The sequence below is a fragment of the Pseudomonas sp. JQ36 genome (genome assembly GCF_053851495.1).
Map to the genome: position 1 here is coordinate 4,732,102 of NZ_CM132642.1, position 17,198 is coordinate 4,749,299.

At 60.1% G+C, this 17,198-nt stretch carries 12 protein-coding genes; 7 read left to right on the top strand and 5 right to left on the bottom strand.

Annotation, left to right across the window (positions count from 1 at the left end; genetic code table 11):
* Window positions 1-27 precede the first annotated feature (27 nt).
* Window positions 28-4,575: a hypothetical protein gene (locus ACS4NR_RS21400; RefSeq protein WP_456018268.1), complete on the top strand. Its 4,548-nt coding sequence runs from the start codon at window positions 28-30 to the stop codon at window positions 4,573-4,575.
* Between the two features lie 39 nt (window positions 4,576-4,614).
* Here the strand turns inward: ACS4NR_RS21400 and pdxR are convergent, their stop codons facing one another.
* Window positions 4,615-6,171, bottom strand: a complete 1,557-nt coding sequence (gene pdxR, locus ACS4NR_RS21405; RefSeq protein ID WP_456018269.1) for a MocR-like pyridoxine biosynthesis transcription factor PdxR — start codon at window positions 6,169-6,171, stop codon at window positions 4,615-4,617.
* Window positions 6,172-6,263: 92 nt separating this feature from the next.
* Here pdxR and ACS4NR_RS21410 point away from each other — a divergent pair, with 92 nt between their 5' ends.
* The 3 genes from ACS4NR_RS21410 to ACS4NR_RS21420 are packed head-to-tail and all read left to right on the top strand — an operon-like array spanning window position 6,264 to window position 8,028.
* Window positions 6,264-6,887 (top strand): FMN-binding negative transcriptional regulator, encoded by a 624-nt coding sequence (locus ACS4NR_RS21410; protein ID WP_456018270.1) that lies wholly within the window; start codon window positions 6,264-6,266, stop codon window positions 6,885-6,887.
* Between the two features lie 10 nt (window positions 6,888-6,897).
* Window positions 6,898-7,344: an N-acetyltransferase family protein gene (locus tag ACS4NR_RS21415; protein ID WP_456018271.1), complete on the top strand. Its 447-nt coding sequence runs from the start codon at window positions 6,898-6,900 to the stop codon at window positions 7,342-7,344.
* A gap of 12 nt (window positions 7,345-7,356) precedes the next feature.
* A complete protein-coding gene (locus tag ACS4NR_RS21420; RefSeq protein ID WP_456018272.1) occupies window positions 7,357-8,028 on the top strand; it encodes a GNAT family N-acetyltransferase in 672 nt (223 codons plus the stop codon).
* A gap of 99 nt (window positions 8,029-8,127) precedes the next feature.
* Here the strand turns inward: ACS4NR_RS21420 and ACS4NR_RS21425 are convergent, their stop codons facing one another.
* Window positions 8,128-9,027 (bottom strand): homocysteine S-methyltransferase family protein, encoded by a 900-nt coding sequence (locus ACS4NR_RS21425; RefSeq protein ID WP_456018273.1) that lies wholly within the window; start codon window positions 9,025-9,027, stop codon window positions 8,128-8,130.
* Window positions 9,028-9,138: 111 nt separating this feature from the next.
* Between ACS4NR_RS21425 and ACS4NR_RS21430 the strand changes: the two genes are divergently transcribed.
* Together ACS4NR_RS21430 and ACS4NR_RS21435 are read left to right on the top strand one after the other, a co-directional pair.
* Window positions 9,139-9,960 carry an ABC transporter substrate-binding protein gene (locus tag ACS4NR_RS21430; RefSeq protein ID WP_166495186.1) on the top strand — a complete coding sequence of 274 codons (822 nt, stop codon included), beginning with the start codon at window positions 9,139-9,141 and terminating at the stop codon, window positions 9,958-9,960.
* Window positions 9,957-10,793, top strand: a complete 837-nt coding sequence (locus ACS4NR_RS21435) for an amino acid ABC transporter permease (RefSeq protein ID WP_003229672.1) — start codon at window positions 9,957-9,959, stop codon at window positions 10,791-10,793. The genes ACS4NR_RS21430 and ACS4NR_RS21435 overlap by 4 nt, the downstream gene beginning before the upstream one ends.
* Before the next feature lie 31 nt (window positions 10,794-10,824).
* Here ACS4NR_RS21435 and ACS4NR_RS21440 read toward each other — a convergent pair whose 3' ends face one another.
* Together ACS4NR_RS21440 and ACS4NR_RS21445 are read right to left on the bottom strand one after the other, a co-directional pair.
* Complete coding sequence (locus tag ACS4NR_RS21440; protein ID WP_027610348.1) at window positions 10,825-11,103, bottom strand: helix-turn-helix domain-containing protein; 279 nt, start codon at window positions 11,101-11,103, stop codon at window positions 10,825-10,827.
* Window positions 11,100-12,452, bottom strand: a complete 1,353-nt coding sequence (locus ACS4NR_RS21445; protein ID WP_456018274.1) for a HipA domain-containing protein — start codon at window positions 12,450-12,452, stop codon at window positions 11,100-11,102. Before ACS4NR_RS21445 ends, ACS4NR_RS21440 begins: the two co-directional genes overlap by 4 nt.
* A 588-nt stretch (window positions 12,453-13,040) precedes the next feature.
* On the opposite strand from ACS4NR_RS21445, the gene ACS4NR_RS21450 reads away from it, so the two are divergent.
* Entirely contained in the window at window positions 13,041-15,185 is a 2,145-nt protein-coding gene (locus tag ACS4NR_RS21450) for an autotransporter outer membrane beta-barrel domain-containing protein (protein WP_456018275.1), read from the top strand.
* A 199-nt stretch (window positions 15,186-15,384) separates the two neighbouring features.
* Here ACS4NR_RS21450 and oadA read toward each other — a convergent pair whose 3' ends face one another.
* Window positions 15,385-17,193, bottom strand: a complete 1,809-nt coding sequence (gene oadA, locus ACS4NR_RS21455) for a sodium-extruding oxaloacetate decarboxylase subunit alpha (protein ID WP_456018276.1) — start codon at window positions 17,191-17,193, stop codon at window positions 15,385-15,387.
* Window positions 17,194-17,198 lie beyond the last annotated feature (5 nt).

Below are 17,198 nucleotides of genomic sequence, written 5' to 3' on the forward strand. Positions count from 1 at the left end.
CCCCAAACGTCAAAAAGGACAATGACAATGACTGAGCATTCAGCGAACACCGAAACCCATGCATTGCTGCAAAAGAGCCAGATCGTCCATCAGACCAGTCGCGGTCCCACGGTCGATGAAGTCGCCAGCGCAGTGCTGCGCCAGGCGCTCGAAGCGCTGTATCCACAACAAGATATCGATCCCGAGCAGGCCATGATCGGCACGCCACAATGGCAATGGCTGAACGCTGAGCGGGTGGCCTTGCCGACCCGATTTGAATCACTGACAGAGGCACTCATCCGGCAATTTTTCAACGGCTCCAGCGCCAACTATCTCGAGGGTGAACACTTTCTGACCTTGAACCACCGAGCCACGCCAGTGGTGCATATGGATGTCGATATCGAGGCCATTGCCGATCTGCTCAACGATTATTCGCCTCTGTTGTTTGTCGCCTTCGCCGAGCGACAGCTGGATTACTGGAACAGCACCCGACGCCAATTGCCGCGCTGGCAAGAGCTGTCCGATGCCCTGCGCGACGCCCTGAACGTCCATAACGCCGAGGGCTGGGACGATGAGCAGTGTCTGGTCGCCCGGGCGGTTTCGCGGCGCCCGGACAAACAGGAGCGCCAGCGTCACGACAAAACACTGTCGGACATCCGCGTGTGCCTGATCGACATCGATTCCGTTAATACTCAAGGCAATACCGGTCACCTGATTCTGGGCGGCGCCGCGGTGATTTTCGGCCGCTATGGCCTGCGCGATCTGGTCATGATGTACACCGTGGAAGATGGTTACGAGACATTCGATTCTCTGCAGCAACTGGGTGAATCACTGCCGCAGCGTATCGAACTGTTACCGGCCGGAGAGAGTCTGCAGTGGCAGTTGTTCGAGCCCGAAGGCAATTTTTTCGACCACATGGCCTGGGTCCTGATTGCCAACCAGCTCGATGCCATTCGGGCGATCACCCGGCAGAGTCTCGACGAGGAGACCGAGGACGGCTCCTCCCTTCTGCCCCTGATCGAGCAAGCCAGCGAACCGCAGAAAAACACCCTCATCGACCTCGATGACTCGATACCCGACTGGCTGCTCGACGCTTCGGCTGCCGAGCTCGACCAATACAGCCAATCGATCAATGCGCTGGGCCAGTTGTACCGGCAGGCAGACAAGGCGCTGATGCCAATCCCGCCGATCGATACGTATGCGCACAATTGCATGCGTGAGGCGATCATTGCCGATCAGCCATCGGCGGCCGGGCTGCCTTTGGACAAATTGCAAATCCGCATCACCAACAGCTTCGAATCGGGAGGCGTGACACTGCCCGATCCGCATGACACCCATATCGAAACCCTGGGCGAGTACGCCTTGCAAAACCGCACGCCGTATCTGGCGACGCTGCAATTCGACCCGCCGCAAGCGCTGCCGCAGTGGCTGACTGTCGCCTACCTGACGAAGATGGCAAACAAGATCGACATGGGTGAGGTCTACCCCGGCTTGATCAGGGACAGACTGATCAACGATCCGCTGCAGGCCCCCCTGCAGCAGCGCTTTTACATCCGCCAGTTGCACGCAGTGCTGCCGCTGATTGCACTGGAATCCAAGCTGCGACGCCTCGGCGGCGTGGATGAGCAAGGTTATCGCTGCGTTCAGGAGTGGCTCAAACCGACACCCGGTCATCCACACACTGTGTTCATTCGTCCGCTGACGTTTATCCATGCCGGGGAGACTGCTGGCGATGTTGTCACCGACATGTTCATCATTGCCCCGCGCCTGCCTGGAGCCGGGCCATGCCTGCTGTATCGTCCGTTGCTTGAGCAGCCATTGCTGCAATTCCCTTCAACGCAAAACCTGCTGTACGCCATCCATCAGCCAGGCGAATTGAGGGATTCGGTGCTCGCGTGGCTGGCGGATTCGCAAACCAGTTTCAAATATGCCCAATACACCTTCCCCATCGGTCTGCCCAGTCCGTGGCTGGGCGCGCAATTGCTCGCCGAACCCTGGACCAGCGTCAAGTGGGCCGGGCCGGTCGGGCTTGCCTCCACGGCACTGACTGGCGAGGTGTTCCCGGTGCTGTTCAAGACCCATGCACTGGCGATGGCCGAACTCGCTGACCGACAGTCGTTGTCCAATGCGCAACGCCGCTGGGCCTTGCTGCGAGACAGTGGGTGGGCGTTGTTCAACGTTGCCGCGAACTTTCTCTGCGGTCCGGCAGGCGCGGCGATCTGGGTCTGGCAAAGCATCAGCGAAATCGATCAGGTCGTGGATGCCCACAATCGTGGCGATACCCACGCGCAGTGGAGCGCCGTCGCCGATATGTTGCTGAACCTGGGCATGATCCTGGCCCATCATGCGGCCACACAACGCACAACCGGCCCCCGCACAGCGTTGCGCAGCGAAGGCGCAAGCGAAATCGAAAGCGAAGGACTGCCCCGGATCCAGGCCCCCCCTGTACAAACGCCTGTCCTACCCACGGTTACACACGTCACCGCGCTGTTGAGTGACCAACTCCCGGCCAGCCATTACTCCTCGCTTGAAGCCTACGGCTCGGTGCCCCGTCGCTCGCCCGGTGCCTTGGCAACGTTTCTGAATACTCTGGCCGTGCCGGCTCCCGACCTCACGGCAGCCGCCGTGGAAACCCTGCTGCGCGGCAAGGCGACCCTGTATCGCCTCGCTACCAGCACCTATGCGCAGGCGGGCGATCGCTGGTTCCGCGTGATTGAAAACGATGACCAGCAGGTGCAAATCGTTGATCCGCAGACACCGTCAAAAACCGGTCCGCTGCTGATTCACAACCAGCAAGGCCAATGGTTCGTGGATACCCGACTGCGCCTGCGCGGTGGCGCCGGCGGCACCAGCCTGCAAAGTCAGCTCAAGGCCCAGCGCAAGGAAAAGGAAATCCAGAGGAACCAGCTCGGGGCGGCTCTGGAAGCATTCAGAAATCAGGAAGCCGTCGGCAACGCAGCTCTGGAGCAAGCCCAGTCAGCCATGCTTGGCGCCTCCGGAGAAGCCCACCAAGAGGCGACCCGGCGTTACCTTGAACAGGTCGAAAAGCTGATCGGGGATTACGACGAGGCCTTGAAAATACTTGGCCAATGGCGCCTCAAGGGTGGGAGCGATGGCTATTTCGTCGAATTGCAGCGCATGACCACTTTGCTGCAAAAAAACCTCAGCCTCTGGTTCGTTCTCAAACGCAACGCATACGCGGTATTGACCCGTAAATTGGCTCGGCACACGGTCATCGATACCCCGGCCGCGCTGCAAAGTTACAACGAGGAACTGCACCAGGCCCTGGCGTTGAGCCAGGACATGATCGCCCGCCTGCAGCTGTCCCGTACCTCCTTGGAAACTCTCGACACCATCGGCAGCGCAGGCATGACCACCGCACAACGCTTGCGCCAACTGCTCCCGACGTTTAATCAGTGGGATCTGAAGTCCAATGCCATCGGCATGTCTCACGAGTTGTGCATGCAGGAAACTGCCACCGAAGCGGCGCGGGAAGCCACCGGTTGGCTGATAATCGAAGCCGCCACCGCCACACATCGCCACGCTGCCCTGATCAGGAAACCCGACAACGGCGACAGCACTGCGCTGCGCATTGATCGTCTGAGCCGACTGATTGATGTCTATGTCGATGCCGATCAGCGTCTGGGGGACTTGCCAGGCGAATACCCGGGCATGGTGGTCGCGGCAGAACTGGCGCGGCTAAGGAGCCTGCTCGGCGAATTCAGACAACTGGCGCAGGAGCAACTGAGCGAACTGCTGCCGGAAACCGGAGCAAGCAGCACGCCGGTCACACCAGGCCCCTCTGTCGCAGGATCGTCCCGGCCGGTTGGCAAGGTCACCAAGAGCCGGCCTCGTGACCCTGCGCCCGCCAAACCTGCAGCCGCCAGCGAATCGCCTCTGGAAGAAATGCTTCCCATCAGACCCTCCGCCTCCCCGACGACGCACGTGGGCGACATCGAGTTCATTGCCGATGCCCTGACCCAGAATGAGCGAGTGCAGGCGTTCATTGACCGGACCCGTCGTGACGCTCTGAGGCCCAACCGTATACCGGCAGACATGCAGGATCTGTTCGATCAGCAGGCGCGGCGACTGGAACAGATTGCGGTCAGCGTCGAACAGGCGCAGGCACGCATTGTCGCCTCCGGCGGCACGCGGTTGCCGGTGGGCAACTTGAGTGCGGAACTCAACAGTGCGGCGATCCGGTTACGCGCTCAAGGCATCGCCGTGCGCGCCAGTCTGCTCAAGGATCGCCAGCCTCGACAAGCCTATTTGCAATGGTTGCTGGACAATCATCAGGTACGGATCGTCAGGAACACCAAAGGCCGGATCAAGACCAAAAAGCGCCAGGATTACTTTCAGGAGTATCAGATACTCGACAGCACCCAGCATGATCAGCCGTTATGGCTCGCGCATTTTCACTACGACTCGCCCGAAGCCGCACCGGAACAATTCACCGCGGCGCACCTGAAAATCGCCGATGCGCATTTGAAGACCCTCAGCGCAGAACGTCGACAAGCCCTGACTGCTCTGACACCCATCGACTACGTGCTGCGGCGGATTGGCGATCCGAGCCTGTTCCTGCAACTCGAAACATAACCGTGATACCACCGTCGGGCGCATCGATCTGCGCCCGCTTCAGAGGGTGTGCCACACGGTTCGCAAACGCTCGAGCGCCGCTTCGATTGCGCGCTCAGGCACCGCGGCAAAGCCCAGCACCAGTCCGGCGCGTTGGTCGACCGGGGTCGTGGAGTCAGGCAGCCAATAACTGCTCAGACCATTGATCTCGACGTCGACGCTACGCGCCAGTTCGATCAGTTGGCTTTCACGCGCCACACTGGCAACCGGCACGGTCAGGTGCAGCCCGGCGGCAACGCCGGGCAACTGGCCGACGCCTGGAACATTCTGCGGCCAGCCGCCGAGCAGGACATTGCGTCGGCTCAGCGCCGCGCGGCGCATGCGTCGGATGTGCCGCTGGAAATGCCCGGCGGCCATGAACTCGGCCATCACCGCCTGGGTACTGACCTCGGAATGACGCACATCCACCGCACGCCTTCGGGCAAAAGCCTCCACCAGCCCCGGCGGCAGCACCAGATACCCCAGGCGCAATGCCGGGAACGCGACCTTGCCAAACGTGCCGACATACAGCACTCGCCCCTGTCGATCAAGGGCGGCCAAAGGCGCCAGCGGAGCGCCGCTGTAGCGATACTCGCCATCGTAATCATCCTCGACGATCCAGCCCTGCGAGCGCTCGGCCCAGGCCAGCAATTCGAGGCGGCGGGCCAGACTCATCACCACCCCCGTGGGGTACTGGTGGGAGGGCGTGACATAGGTGAGGCGGCAATCGGTCAGTCCCGCCAGTTGCTGGCAGTCGATACCCTCACTGTCCACCGCCACCCCGTGCAGCCGGGCACCGGCCACAGCGAAGGCATGACCGGCCGCTCGATACCCGGGATTTTCAATCGCTACGCCGTCGCCCGGCTCTACCAGCAACTGTGCACAAAGGCTAATGCCCTGCTGTGCGCCACTGGTGATCACAATTTGCTCAGCCGTGCACTGCATGCCCCGGGAGCTGCGCAAATAGGCCGCGATCATCCCGCGCAACCGCACATCGCCCGCCGGGTCGCCGTAACACAGCTGCTGCAAATCCGGCTTGCGCCAGAAAGCCGCGTTCAGCTTGGCCCAGACGTCAAACGGGAACAGATCGAAGGCTGGAACGCCGACCCGAAAAGCACGCGGCGGACCACTGGGCGGCAGGGACAGATGATTGTTTTCAACCCGCTGCAACGCGTCGCTGTGGATAACTTTACTGGATGGAACCACAGGTAAATCCAGCCAATTTGTGGATAAGGTTGTGGGTAAGCCTGTTGAAAACCCTGTGGATACTTTTGTGGATAGTTTTTTCGTGGGCAATGCGCTTTGCGGCAATTGCGCCACATACGTGCCGTCCCCGACGCGGCCTTCGATGAAGCCTTCGGCGTACAACTGATCGTAGGCGCGCACCACGCTGTTGCGGGAAATCGCCAATGCCGCCGCCAGATCACGGCTGGCCGGCAGCCGCGTGCCACTGGCCAGCCGCCCGTCCAGCACCCGCAGACGCAGCGCCTGATAGAGCTGGCGGCTCAAACCCTGACGGCGGTCGAGCTCGATACCGGCCGGATTGAACGGCATGGACAGCGTGGGCGATTCGGGCATGACAATGGACCTATGAAATTGGTCTTCAATGGCTCTTACAACAGACCAATAGCCTGCCTAGGATGCAGGCATTCGCCAAGGAAAATCTCTCCATGTACACGCCCCGCGCCTTTGCCATCGACGAACTATCGCAACTGCACGAACTGATCCTCGCCACCCGTCTCGCGATTCTGGTGAGTCATGGTGAAAACGGCTTGCAGGCCAGCCATGTGCCAGTGCTGCTGCACCGCGAACAGGGCCAGAACGGCACGCTGTACGGGCACCTGGCCAAAGCCAATCCGCAGTGGAAAGACCTGCGTGACGGCGCTGAAGCGATGCTGATTTTTGCCGGCCCCGACGCCTACGTCAGCCCGGGGTTTTACCCGAGCAAGGCCGAGCACGGCAAAGTCGTGCCGACCTGGAACTACGTCGCCGTGCACGCCTATGGCCACGCCGAAACCTTCAGCGACGGCGGGCGCCTGCTCGACATCGTCAGTACCCTGACCGATCGCCATGAAGCCGGTCGCGCGCAACCGTGGAAGGTCGACGACGCACCGGCCGACTATATCGACGGCATGCTCAAGGCCATCGTCGGTTTCGCCATTCCCATCGACCGCCTCGAAGGCAAGCGCAAGCTCAGCCAGAACCGCAGCGCCGAAGACATTGCCGGCGTGCGCGAAGGCCTGACTGCCAGCCCCGACATCGCCGACCGAACCCTCGCCCACTTGATGCGTTAAGGAAATCAGCATGAGTCAGATCCAGATCCGCCCGGTGACTGCCGGTGATCACGCCGCCTGGTTGCCGTTGTGGCAGGCTTACCTGCGCTTCTACAACAGCGAGTTGCCGGACGCCGTCACGCACAGCACCTGGCAGCGCTTCCTCGCCCCGAGCGAACCGACCCACGCCGCCCTCGCCTGGGCCGACGACAAGGCGGTGGGCATGGTGCATTTCATCTATCACCGCTCCAATTGGAGCATCGAAAACTCCTGCTACCTGCAGGATCTGCTGGTGGCGCCGGAGACCCGTGGCACCGGCGTCGGTCGCTTGCTGATCGAACACGTCTACGCCACCGCCAGGGCCGACGGTTGCTGCAAAGTGCATTGGTTGACCCACGAAACCAATGCCACCGCGATCCAGCTCTACGAGCGCATCGCCGAGCGCCCGGGATTCATCCAGTTTCGCAAAGCCATTTAAGGAGCCGCGTACATGACCACTTCACTTGCCGACTGGAAAGGCGTCCCCGCCCCCACTGCGACCTTGCTCGAAGGCCACTTCATCCGCCTGGAACGCCTCGACCCGGCGCGCCACGCCGATGATCTGTTCAACGCGCTCGAAGGCCCCGGCGCCGACCCGAAGCTGTGGGATTACTTGCCGTATGGGCCGTTCCCGCAACGCAGCGTTTTCAATGACTGGCTGAACAACCATGCGGCCAGCAGCGATCCGTATTTCTTCAGCGTGATCGACCGCGTCACGGGCCAGGTGCAAGGCATTCTGAGCCTGATGTCGATCGTCCCGGCGCAGGGGCGCATCGAGATCGGCCACGTCACCTTCGGTGCGCCAATGCAACGTTCACCGAAGAGTACCGAAGCGGTTTACCTGTTGGCCAAATACGCCTTCGAACAGGGCTACCGGCGCCTGGAATGGAAGTGCAACAACGGCAACGCCCGCTCCAAATACGCCGCCGAACGCCTGGGCTTCAGCTTCGAAGGCGTGTTCCGCCAGCACATGGTGGTCAAGGGCCAGAACCGCGATACCGCGTGGTATTCGATTGTGGATTCGGAGTGGCCGGCGATTGCGGCAGGATTCGAGCAGTGGTTGAGCGATGCCAACCAGACGCCGAACGGGCAGCTCAAAGGTTTGGTCGAGTGCCGTAGTTAAATCGTCAAAGCGAAAGATCGCAGCCTGCGGCAGCTCCTACAGGAAGAACATCAATCCCATGTAGGAGCTGCCGCAGGCTGCGATCTTTTGATCTGTTGTTTACCCCAGTTTCTGCGCCAGCACCGCAATGTGTTCCGGCCCGATCCCGCAGCAACCGCCCAGGTGACTGGCACCACGCTGCTGCCAATCCTTCGCCCAGTGCAGATAGCCCGGAGGATCCAGATCGTCGCGCAGCGGATCGAGGCCGTCGTTGGCCGTCGCCTCTTTCGGTTGCGGTGGAAACGCATTGGCATACGCGCCGATGTGAATCTGCACACCCAAACGCTCAAAGGTATCGCGCGCCGCATCAATCGCCGCGCCGATCACTTCCGGCTGGCTGCAGTTGAACAGCAGCGTCTCCACGCCCAACTCCGCCGCCACCGCCGCAGCTTCGGCCACCGGTTCGCCGGAACGCAGACGCGGCACCTCGTCGGTGTCTTCATCCTTCAAAGTAAACGACAGCCAGAACGGTTTGCCGTCCTGCGGCAGACCGGCACGGATGGAACGCGCCTCGATGATCGAGCTCTGGGTTTCCGCGAGCCACAGGTCGACATGTGGTGCCAGGCCGGTCACCAGTGGCGTCAGCAATTCGTTCACTCGCGCCGCTTCGAACAAATCCGGGCGATAGGAGCCGAACAGCGGCGGCAACGAACCGGCCACTCGCACCGCTTTACCCGATGCCCGCACCGCACGCTGTGCCAGTTCTCCGGCCAACGCCGCCAGTGCCTGACCTTCAGCGGCAAACCGCGCCTCGCCAATATGAAACGGCACGACCGCATAACTGTTGCTGGTGATCACATTGGCGCCGCTGGCGATGTAGGCCGCGTGCACCGCTTCGACCGCCTGCGGCGCTTCGATCAGGGCCAGCGCCGACCACTCGGGCTGCCGAAACGGCGCCCCGGCGCGTTGCAACTCACGGCCCATGCCGCCATCGAGAATTACCGTGCTTGCTGTGCCCATATGCTTTTCGCTCATATGCTTATGAAAATTACTCACTACCAGAGTAGTTCTTATAACTATTTAATACGCACCATTCGGTTAATAACAACCCCTTTTTTTCAGGTGTCGACTGTGAAACTTCAACCGCTACTGGCCTTGGGCCTGACGATTCTGGCCGCGTCCACTCAAGCCTTCGGCGGCGCCACACTCGATCGCGTCGAACAGAAAAAACAACTGGTCGGCGTGCTGATGGAAAGCTACCCACCCTTCTCGTTTCTCAATGAGCAGAACCAGCTCGACGGCTTCGACGTCGACGTCGCCAAAGCCGTCGCCGACAAGCTGGGGGTCAAGCTGCGCCTCGAAACGCCATCCTGGGACGTGATCGCTGCCGGCCGCTGGAGCGGGCGCTATGACATCTGCATCTGCTCCATGACTCCGAGCAAGGCCCGCGCCGAAGTGTTCGATTTCCCGGTCGAGTACTACGCCTCGCCCGCCGTAATCGTGGTCAACGCCAAGGACGATCGCATCCACGGCGCCAAGGACCTGAGCGGGAAAAAGGTCGGCCTGACCAGCGCCAGCAGCTACGAAAGTTATCTGAACAAGAATCTGGTCATCGAAGGCGCCGAAGACACGCACCTTGAGTACCCGTTCGAGGATGTGCAGATCGCTCCGTACGATACCGACAACGTCGCCTTCCAGGATCTGGGTCTGGGCGCCGGTGTGCGCCTGGACGCCATCCTCACCAACCTGGTGACCGCGCAGCCGCGCCTGAATCAGGACCAGCGTTTCAAACTGGCGGGCGCGCCGCTGTACTCGGAGCCGAACTCGGTGGCCATCGAAAAGGGTGACGCCGAGTGGGACGCCAAAGTGCGCGAGGTGTTTGCGCAACTCAAACAGGACGGCACGCTGAGCAAGCTGTCGCAGAAATGGATCGGTGCCGATATCAGCCAATGACTGCCTTCCCGACACCTCCACAGCCGCCGCAACCGGTGGCTGAATCGCGCCTGCAACGGCTGTTCGGTTTCCGCACGCGCCTGTACCTGACCTGGGCGGCGATGTTCAGCCTGTTCGCCGGGTTTTTCCTCAGCTTCGATCTGAAGCTCTCGATCATCCTCGACAAGCTGCCGAATCTGCTCGGCGTGCACCTGGCGCCCAACGGCTTTCTGCAGGGTGCGGCACTGACCCTGTTTCTCTGCGCCTGCGCAATCGTCGCCTCGTCCTTGCTGGGCTTCGTCACCGCTCTGGCGCGCCTGTCGAAAAGCGCCGTGGCGTTCGGGATCGCCAGTTTCTACACCTCGTTCTTTCGCGGCACGCCGCTGCTGATCCAGATCCTGTTGATCTACCTCGGCCTGCCGCAACTGGGTGTCGTACCCGGCGCAGTGGTAGCCGGGATCATTGCCCTGTCACTTAACTACGGCGCCTACCTCAGCGAAATTTTCCGCGCCGGTATCCTCGGCGTGCCCTATGGCCAACGCGAAGCTTCGCTGGCGCTGGGCATGCGCGAGAGCGTGATCTTCTGGCGCATCACCCTGCCCCAGGCGATGCGCACGATCATCCCGCCGACCACCAACCAGTTCATCTCGATGCTCAAGGATTCGTCACTGATCTCGGTGATGGGCGTCTGGGAAGTGATGTTTCTGGCGCAGTCCTACGGACGCTCGAGCTACCGTTACATCGAGATGCTGACCACGGCGGCGATCATTTACTGGCTGATGTCGATTGGGCTGGAGTTGATTCAGGCGCGGATGGAGCGGCATTACGGCAAGGCTTATGTGCGGCGTAGCTAGGGTAATCAGCACCTTGCGCCAGCGTCGGGTTTTAATTGATCTCTCGTCGGATCCGCACCACGCCCATTTTCAGTCCAAATGGGCGAAACACCGCATTCAACGATTTCAACGTCTGATTGCCCTCGCCATGCTCGATATGCACCAGCGTGCGAACCGATATTTTGCACATCCTGGCAAACTGGGTTTGATGCAGACCGGTCACTTCCACGCGTAGACGACGAACCGCTTCACCGATCTCCAGTGTCCCTTGTGCCAGCGCCTCTTGAATGTTTTCGATGAGCACCGTGCGCTCGGCTACCGTCATGCTCATTTCAGATCCCACTCTTTCAAGCGTTGCTCCAGATTTTTCAGATGGATTCCCGGGTGGTTCATCGTTCTGTCGGGCAAACCACTCGCCGTCAATATGTCGGGGAGCGCCGCCAGACGCTGGGCATCTTCACGCAAGCGTTCGAAAGGATCTGATGCGTCGGTCAAGCCTGCCAAAGGGTCTTTGGGATCGGTGATATCAGCCAATACGCGGCACACTCCCCGCCAATCGACCTCTCCCGCCCTCTCCAGATCTTTTGGCCATTTGGTTGTCCGGGTCACACCCTCGTCATCCATGACCATCGGGGCCAAGTCATAGATCGGCGCCAGACGAAACGAGCCTTCCTGGCGAATTATCGCGGTGTTACGACCATGGTTATCCGAGTTACCGAGGATCTTGTTGATCAGATCCCGACGTAAGTAATCCGTCACCAGTGCGGGGATCTGACTGGCCTGCCCTGCTTTTCGCCAGAGCCCGGCGAGCATGCGGATGACATCCATATGGTTCATTGCACTTCCCGGCGCCGTTACTTCAGCCAGCGAGTAAATCGACTCGACAGCAAAACGACTGACTTCACCGTTCGTTACTTCTCGATCAAAGCGCTGCATCCACAAGCTCGGCTTACTCGCTTCTTCTAATGCCAAACCTTCTACCGCGATCGTTTCAATGCCGAGTTTCTGAAGCGCCTTGTAGTAATGGAACTCGCTGCGCAGGATATCTTGATCGACCAGACTTCCTTTGTTTCTGGCAAATTTTATAAACCAATGCTGCCTGACCTCTTGATCGCCCAATACCGCATCGGGGTACAAAAGGCCGGCCTTGTTTTCAGCCAACAATAGCTTCGGTGCTTCACCGCCTGCCCCTGTAGCACCACCAATTGCCGCGCCTTGCTCATAGGCATATTCCAGAAAGCGACTGTCGCGGTGAACAACATCCTCACGCTTGAATCCGATGGGCTCACGCTCATCGACAGCCTCGGCCGACTCTTTTACGCGCATATTGCCAATGGGGGCTGGAGTGCTCTGGCCGAGCAGATACAGATCGGCACCGATATGCGCCGGTTTCTCCTGCCCCAGACGCGCAAGTAGAAATCTTTTGGCCGCCCCTGCGGGGGCAATGTCATAGACAAATGCGGGCGTACTGGAGCGTCGCCCTTCCCAATCCAATGGATACAACGCACTGACGGCCTTGGAAAACGGAGAGCCTATGGCTTCAACATTTTCGACAAGGTATGGCGTCTCGTAGCCGAAACTGCAGCGACTTTCGAACCCCTTTTCAGGCTTGTCGAACCTTAGAATCATTGCGTCGTGCCATTTTCCAGCACTGAATATCTGTAATGTCAGGTCGTACATGTCTCAACACCTGCATTTAATTGCATTTAAACAGGGGGTTTATTGCCCGTAGATGCAATATAGTGCATTTCGACGGATGATGGGGCGTTGCAATATGCAACAAAATGCAGATACGACTGAGCTTAAGATCATCTGAACGCAAAATAATGCAGGTCATCCTCCGACTTCATTCTGTAAGAACCCCTCGATATACGGACGGCCCGCTAATAACAAAAGGCCCCCCATCCATGCCTTTCTCGCCCTGCAGCGGCGAGATTGGCAGCAAAAGTCGCAACCTCGGGTTAATTGGGCAGTGGCAGATAAGTTTCTGATCATTACAAGCGGCTAATTGCAATTCAATTTGTAGGAAAAGGCGACGCGACGGCACGATGCAATCCGCCAATCTTTGTCGAGACGCCCTTTTCCGAAGATCAAACAGACGCAGCCCGCAGCACCGAGCGATCCGGCTGACATCGGCGCCTGCCGGCTCCAACTTAGAGTTTTGCCTCCTGCCACGAGAGGCTGAACTCGATGCCCGTTCAATTCCACTTTCGACCAAAACACCTGACACTAGCCATTGCTTTAGCCATGGGATGTGTCGATCTGTCCATGGCTCAGGACGCACCGCCCGACACTCAAGGCATCTCTCCCGCCTCCCCTGAAGCATTCAAATCAGCGATCAACGCTTTCGCTAATCATCCGGAAACCGTCCAGCTGAAGGTCAGCAAAGCCTATCCGGCACAGGAAGGTGTGGCGCTCGCGCTCGATGCGCGCAATGACCTTGTCACCGTGCAATCTCGAGGCAGTTTCGCCGGCCTGGTCGACGCTGGCGGGGGCGACAACCTGCTGCAACTCGACGCGAACAGGAAAGGAGTGCTGGGTGAAACCCGTAACTTCAGTGGGCTGGAGGTCAGGCGCGGGAGCTGGACCCGTAGCGGACCGGGTGATTTCAGCCTCGGTGTACTGGTTCATCCAAAGGCATTGCTGGTCAATGAAGGGCAAATTCTGGGTACGGCAGTGACCGAGGGCATCTTGATCAACAAAGGGGCGATCAATGGCGGCGCCACTGTCGTGTCTGGCGGCGACCTGACCAACCAGGGCCTGATTGACGGCATGGTGGATGTTCAGGAAAACGCCCATATAGCCGGGAATGGTGCGGTTAATCATTTGAACGTGCACGGACGCATGACCGTCGACGATGTGTACGGCGCACCCAAGATCGCGGGAGACCTGCGCCTGGCACGTTCTGCCGTACTGGCCTATGCCGTGGATGCTTCCGGCAACAGTCAGACGGTGGTCGTGAAAGGAACCGCTCATTTGGGTGACGCCACCCTGAAACTCGTCACCACTGGCGACTATCCGCAAAGCAGTCAGCACACCATTCTGCAAGCGGGAAAGATTGAGGGACAGTTTGGCACCGTTGAAAACGATCTGGCCTTCATGACCCCGACGCTGCACTACGAAGCACAACGAGTGGGCTTGCTCTATGCCCGTAACGATGTGCCGCTTGAAAGCCTTGCCACCACGCAGAATAGTCAGGCGCTCGCCCAGAGCATTGACGAGACACCCTCCCAATCTCAGCAACCTCAGCAACCTCAGCAACCTCAGCAACCTCAGCAACCTCAGCAACCTCAGCAACCTCAGCAACCTCAGCAACCTGAAGAGCCTGAGCCCTCCGGCGAGTCTGCGATAGCCCTTGGTTCATCCGCTGCTACCAACCAGGCGGCCACATCCCTGCTGGGTGCCAGCAACGCAACGGCCAGCGTGGCCCTTGAACAACTTGCCGCTGGCAGCAACGCCAACCTTGCCAAAGCCACCCTGAACAGCGTCAACCCGATCAGCGCCAGCATGCTCTCGGCGATGCATCAACTGGGGGGCAACGCAGGTGCAAAAAGCCTGGGTAGTGAGCCGCGCCCGGCTGCTGATGGTGCCGGTTCCGGGCGTGTCTGGCTGCAAGCTCTGGGACACGGCGGCAAGGTCGATCGTGATTACGACGGTGCCCTCAAACACTCCACCCACGGTTTGGTCCTGGGAGCCGACTGGCAATTCGACGAACAGTGGCATGTCGGCCTGATGGGGGCGAAAGCGCAAACCCGGCTCGATGCCCAACAGTTCGACGGCGATCTCGACAGTTGGTACCTCGGCGCCTACGCGCTGCGTCAGGACGGCCCGTTCGCCCTGCGTCTGGGGGCCTCGTACGGCAATCATGACAGCAGCGGCAAACGTCACGTTGCCTTCAATGGTTTCAGTGATCGCCTCAAGAGCAGCTATGACGCCAGCACCCAGCAGGTGTTTGCCGAAGTCGGCTACGACCTGGGGCGTGGCAACGTCAGCTTCGAACCGTTCGCCAGCGTCGGCTATCAACGCTACCAGCGTGATGGTTACACCGAGAAAGGTGGCGATGCGGCGCTCAAGGTTCAGGGGCAAATCCGGGCGAACCCGAGCAGCACCGTCGGCCTGCGCCTGGCGAAAACCAGTCACTTGGCCAACGGCATGCAGTTGACGCCGCGTCTCAGCGCCAGCGTGAAACACACCTATGGCGAGCTCGATAACGAAACGCGCCAGCAGCTGGTCAAGGGTGGCAAAAGCTTTGAAGTCGCCGGGGCCGAGATGGATCGCAACAGCTTCACGCTGGACGCCGGTCTTGATCTGACCTTGTCCGCCAGTAACACTCTGGGCATCGGCCTCACCGGCGAGACCGGAAGCGACAGCCGCAGTTACGGCGTGACGGGCCAGTGGCGTATGGCGTTCTGACACAACTCTACGTGTAAAAGCTGCCGCAGGCTCGGGCCGCGATCGGACTATCTTTTGATCTTCAAGAGCAAAGTCAAAAGATCGTCCGATCGCGGCCCGAGCCTGCGGCAGCTCCTACAGAGAACGGCATATTGCAGGCGAAAAAAAAGGGGAGCACATGCCCCCCCGAGGTTTAAAACGTTGAATCGCGGCAGTTATCTCAGCCTTCGATCTCGATCAGGATTTCGCCAGGATTCACCCGGTCGCCCTTGGCCACATGGATGGCGGTGACCTTGCCGGCAATCGCTGCCTGGACTTCGGTTTCCATCTTCATCGCTTCGGTGATCAGCACCGACTGGCCAGCCTTGACGCTGTCGCCCTCCTTGACCAGCACATCGACAATGTTGCCCGGCATGGTGGTGCTGACGTGGCCAGGTGCCGACGCTTGTTTGCGTTTGCTGCTGCCACCGCCGACGAATTCGTTGAGCGGTTCGAACACCACTTCTTCCGGCATGCCGTCGATGGACAGGTAGAAGTGACGCTTGCCTTCGGCCTTCACGCCGACACCGGTGATGTCGACGCGGTAGGTTTCGCCGTGGACGTCGATGACGAACTCGGTCGGCACGCCTTCGCCGCCGGCCTTCGCCACACCACCGGCCTCAGGGATCGGCAACAGCACTTCCGGAACCAGGGTGCCGGCGGCACGCTCCTCAAGGAACTTGCGGCCGATGTCCGGGAACATGGCGAAGGTCAGCACGTCTTCTTCGGACTTGGCCAGCGCACCGATGTCGGCACGCAGCTTGGTCATTTCCGGCTTGAGCAGATCGGCCGGGCGTACGTCGATCACCTCTTCGCTGCCGATGGCCTGACGACGCAGTTTTTCGTTAACCACGCCCGGCGCCTTGCCATAGCCACCTTGCAGGTAAAGCTTGACTTCGTTGGTGATAGTCTTGTAACGCTCGCCGGCCAGCACGTTGAAGAACGCCTGGGTGCCGACGATCTGCGAAGTCGGAGTCACCAGCGGCGGGAAACCGAGGTCTTCCCGTACACGCGGGATTTCCGCCAGTACTTCGCCCATGCGGTTCAGCGCGCCCTGCTCTTTCAACTGGTTGGCGAGGTTGGAGATCATCCCGCCGGGTACCTGGTTGACTTGCACACGGGTGTCGACGGCGGTGAACTCGCTTTCGAACTGGTGGTACTTCTTGCGCACGGCGTAGAAGTACAGACCGATTTCCTGCAGCAGTTCCAGGTTCAGACCGGTGTCGTACTCGGTGCCCTTGAGCGCAGCGACCATTGACTCGGTGCCCGGATGGCTAGTGCCCGAGGCGAAACTGGAGATCGCGGTGTCGATGTGGTCGGCGCCGTTTTCGATGGCTTTCAATTGGCACATCGCCGCCAGACCGGCCGTGTCATGCGAATGGATGAACACCGGCAGCGACTGCTCGGCTTTCAACGCACGAACCAGTTCACCGGTGGCGTACGGGGTGAGCAAACCGGCCATGTCCTTGATCGCCACCGAGTCGCAACCCATGGCTTCCATCTGCTTGGCCTGCGCCACGAACGCGTCGATGGTGTGCACCGGGCTGGTGGTGTAAGCGATGGTGCCCTGTGCGTGCTTACCCGCAGCCTTCACTGCTTCGATGGCCACGCGCAGGTTACGCACGTCGTTCATCGCGTCGAAGATGCGGAACACGTCGATGCCGTTGACCGCTGCCTTGGCGACGAAGGCTTTGACCACGTCGTCGCTGTAGTGGCGATAGCCGAGCAGGTTCTGGCCGCGCAGGAGCATTTGCAGGCGGGTGTTAGGCAGCGCGGCACGCAGTTGGCGCAGGCGTTCCCACGGGTCTTCTTTCAGAAAGCGCACGCAGGCGTCGAACGTCGCACCGCCCCAGCACTCCAGCGACCAGTAGCCGACTTTGTCGAGCTTGTCGCAGATCGGCAGCATGTCTTCGGTGCGCATGCGGGTGGCGAGCAGCGATTGGTGAGCGTCGCGCAGGATGGTATCGGTGACAAAAATCTTCTTGGACATTGTTG

Excerpts from the sequence above, each read along its gene's own strand:
- ACS4NR_RS21410 (WP_456018270.1), top strand. The coding sequence starts at position 6,264 with ATGTACACGCCCCGCGCCTTTGCCATCGACGAACTATCGCAACTGCAC.
- ACS4NR_RS21425 (WP_456018273.1), bottom strand. The coding sequence starts at position 9,027 with ATGGGCACAGCAAGCACGGTAATTCTCGATGGCGGCATGGGCCGTGAG.
- ACS4NR_RS21440 (WP_027610348.1), bottom strand. The coding sequence starts at position 11,103 with ATGAGCATGACGGTAGCCGAGCGCACGGTGCTCATCGAAAACATTCAA.
- ACS4NR_RS21415 (WP_456018271.1), top strand. The coding sequence starts at position 6,898 with ATGAGTCAGATCCAGATCCGCCCGGTGACTGCCGGTGATCACGCCGCC.
- ACS4NR_RS21450 (WP_456018275.1), top strand. The coding sequence starts at position 13,041 with ATGGCTCAGGACGCACCGCCCGACACTCAAGGCATCTCTCCCGCCTCC.
- ACS4NR_RS21400 (WP_456018268.1), top strand. The coding sequence starts at position 28 with ATGACTGAGCATTCAGCGAACACCGAAACCCATGCATTGCTGCAAAAG.
- ACS4NR_RS21435 (WP_003229672.1), top strand. The coding sequence starts at position 9,957 with ATGACTGCCTTCCCGACACCTCCACAGCCGCCGCAACCGGTGGCTGAA.
- ACS4NR_RS21445 (WP_456018274.1), bottom strand. The coding sequence starts at position 12,452 with ATGTACGACCTGACATTACAGATATTCAGTGCTGGAAAATGGCACGAC.
- ACS4NR_RS21420 (WP_456018272.1), top strand. The coding sequence starts at position 7,357 with ATGACCACTTCACTTGCCGACTGGAAAGGCGTCCCCGCCCCCACTGCG.
- oadA (WP_456018276.1), bottom strand. The coding sequence starts at position 17,193 with ATGTCCAAGAAGATTTTTGTCACCGATACCATCCTGCGCGACGCTCAC.
- pdxR (WP_456018269.1), bottom strand. The coding sequence starts at position 6,171 with ATGCCCGAATCGCCCACGCTGTCCATGCCGTTCAATCCGGCCGGTATC.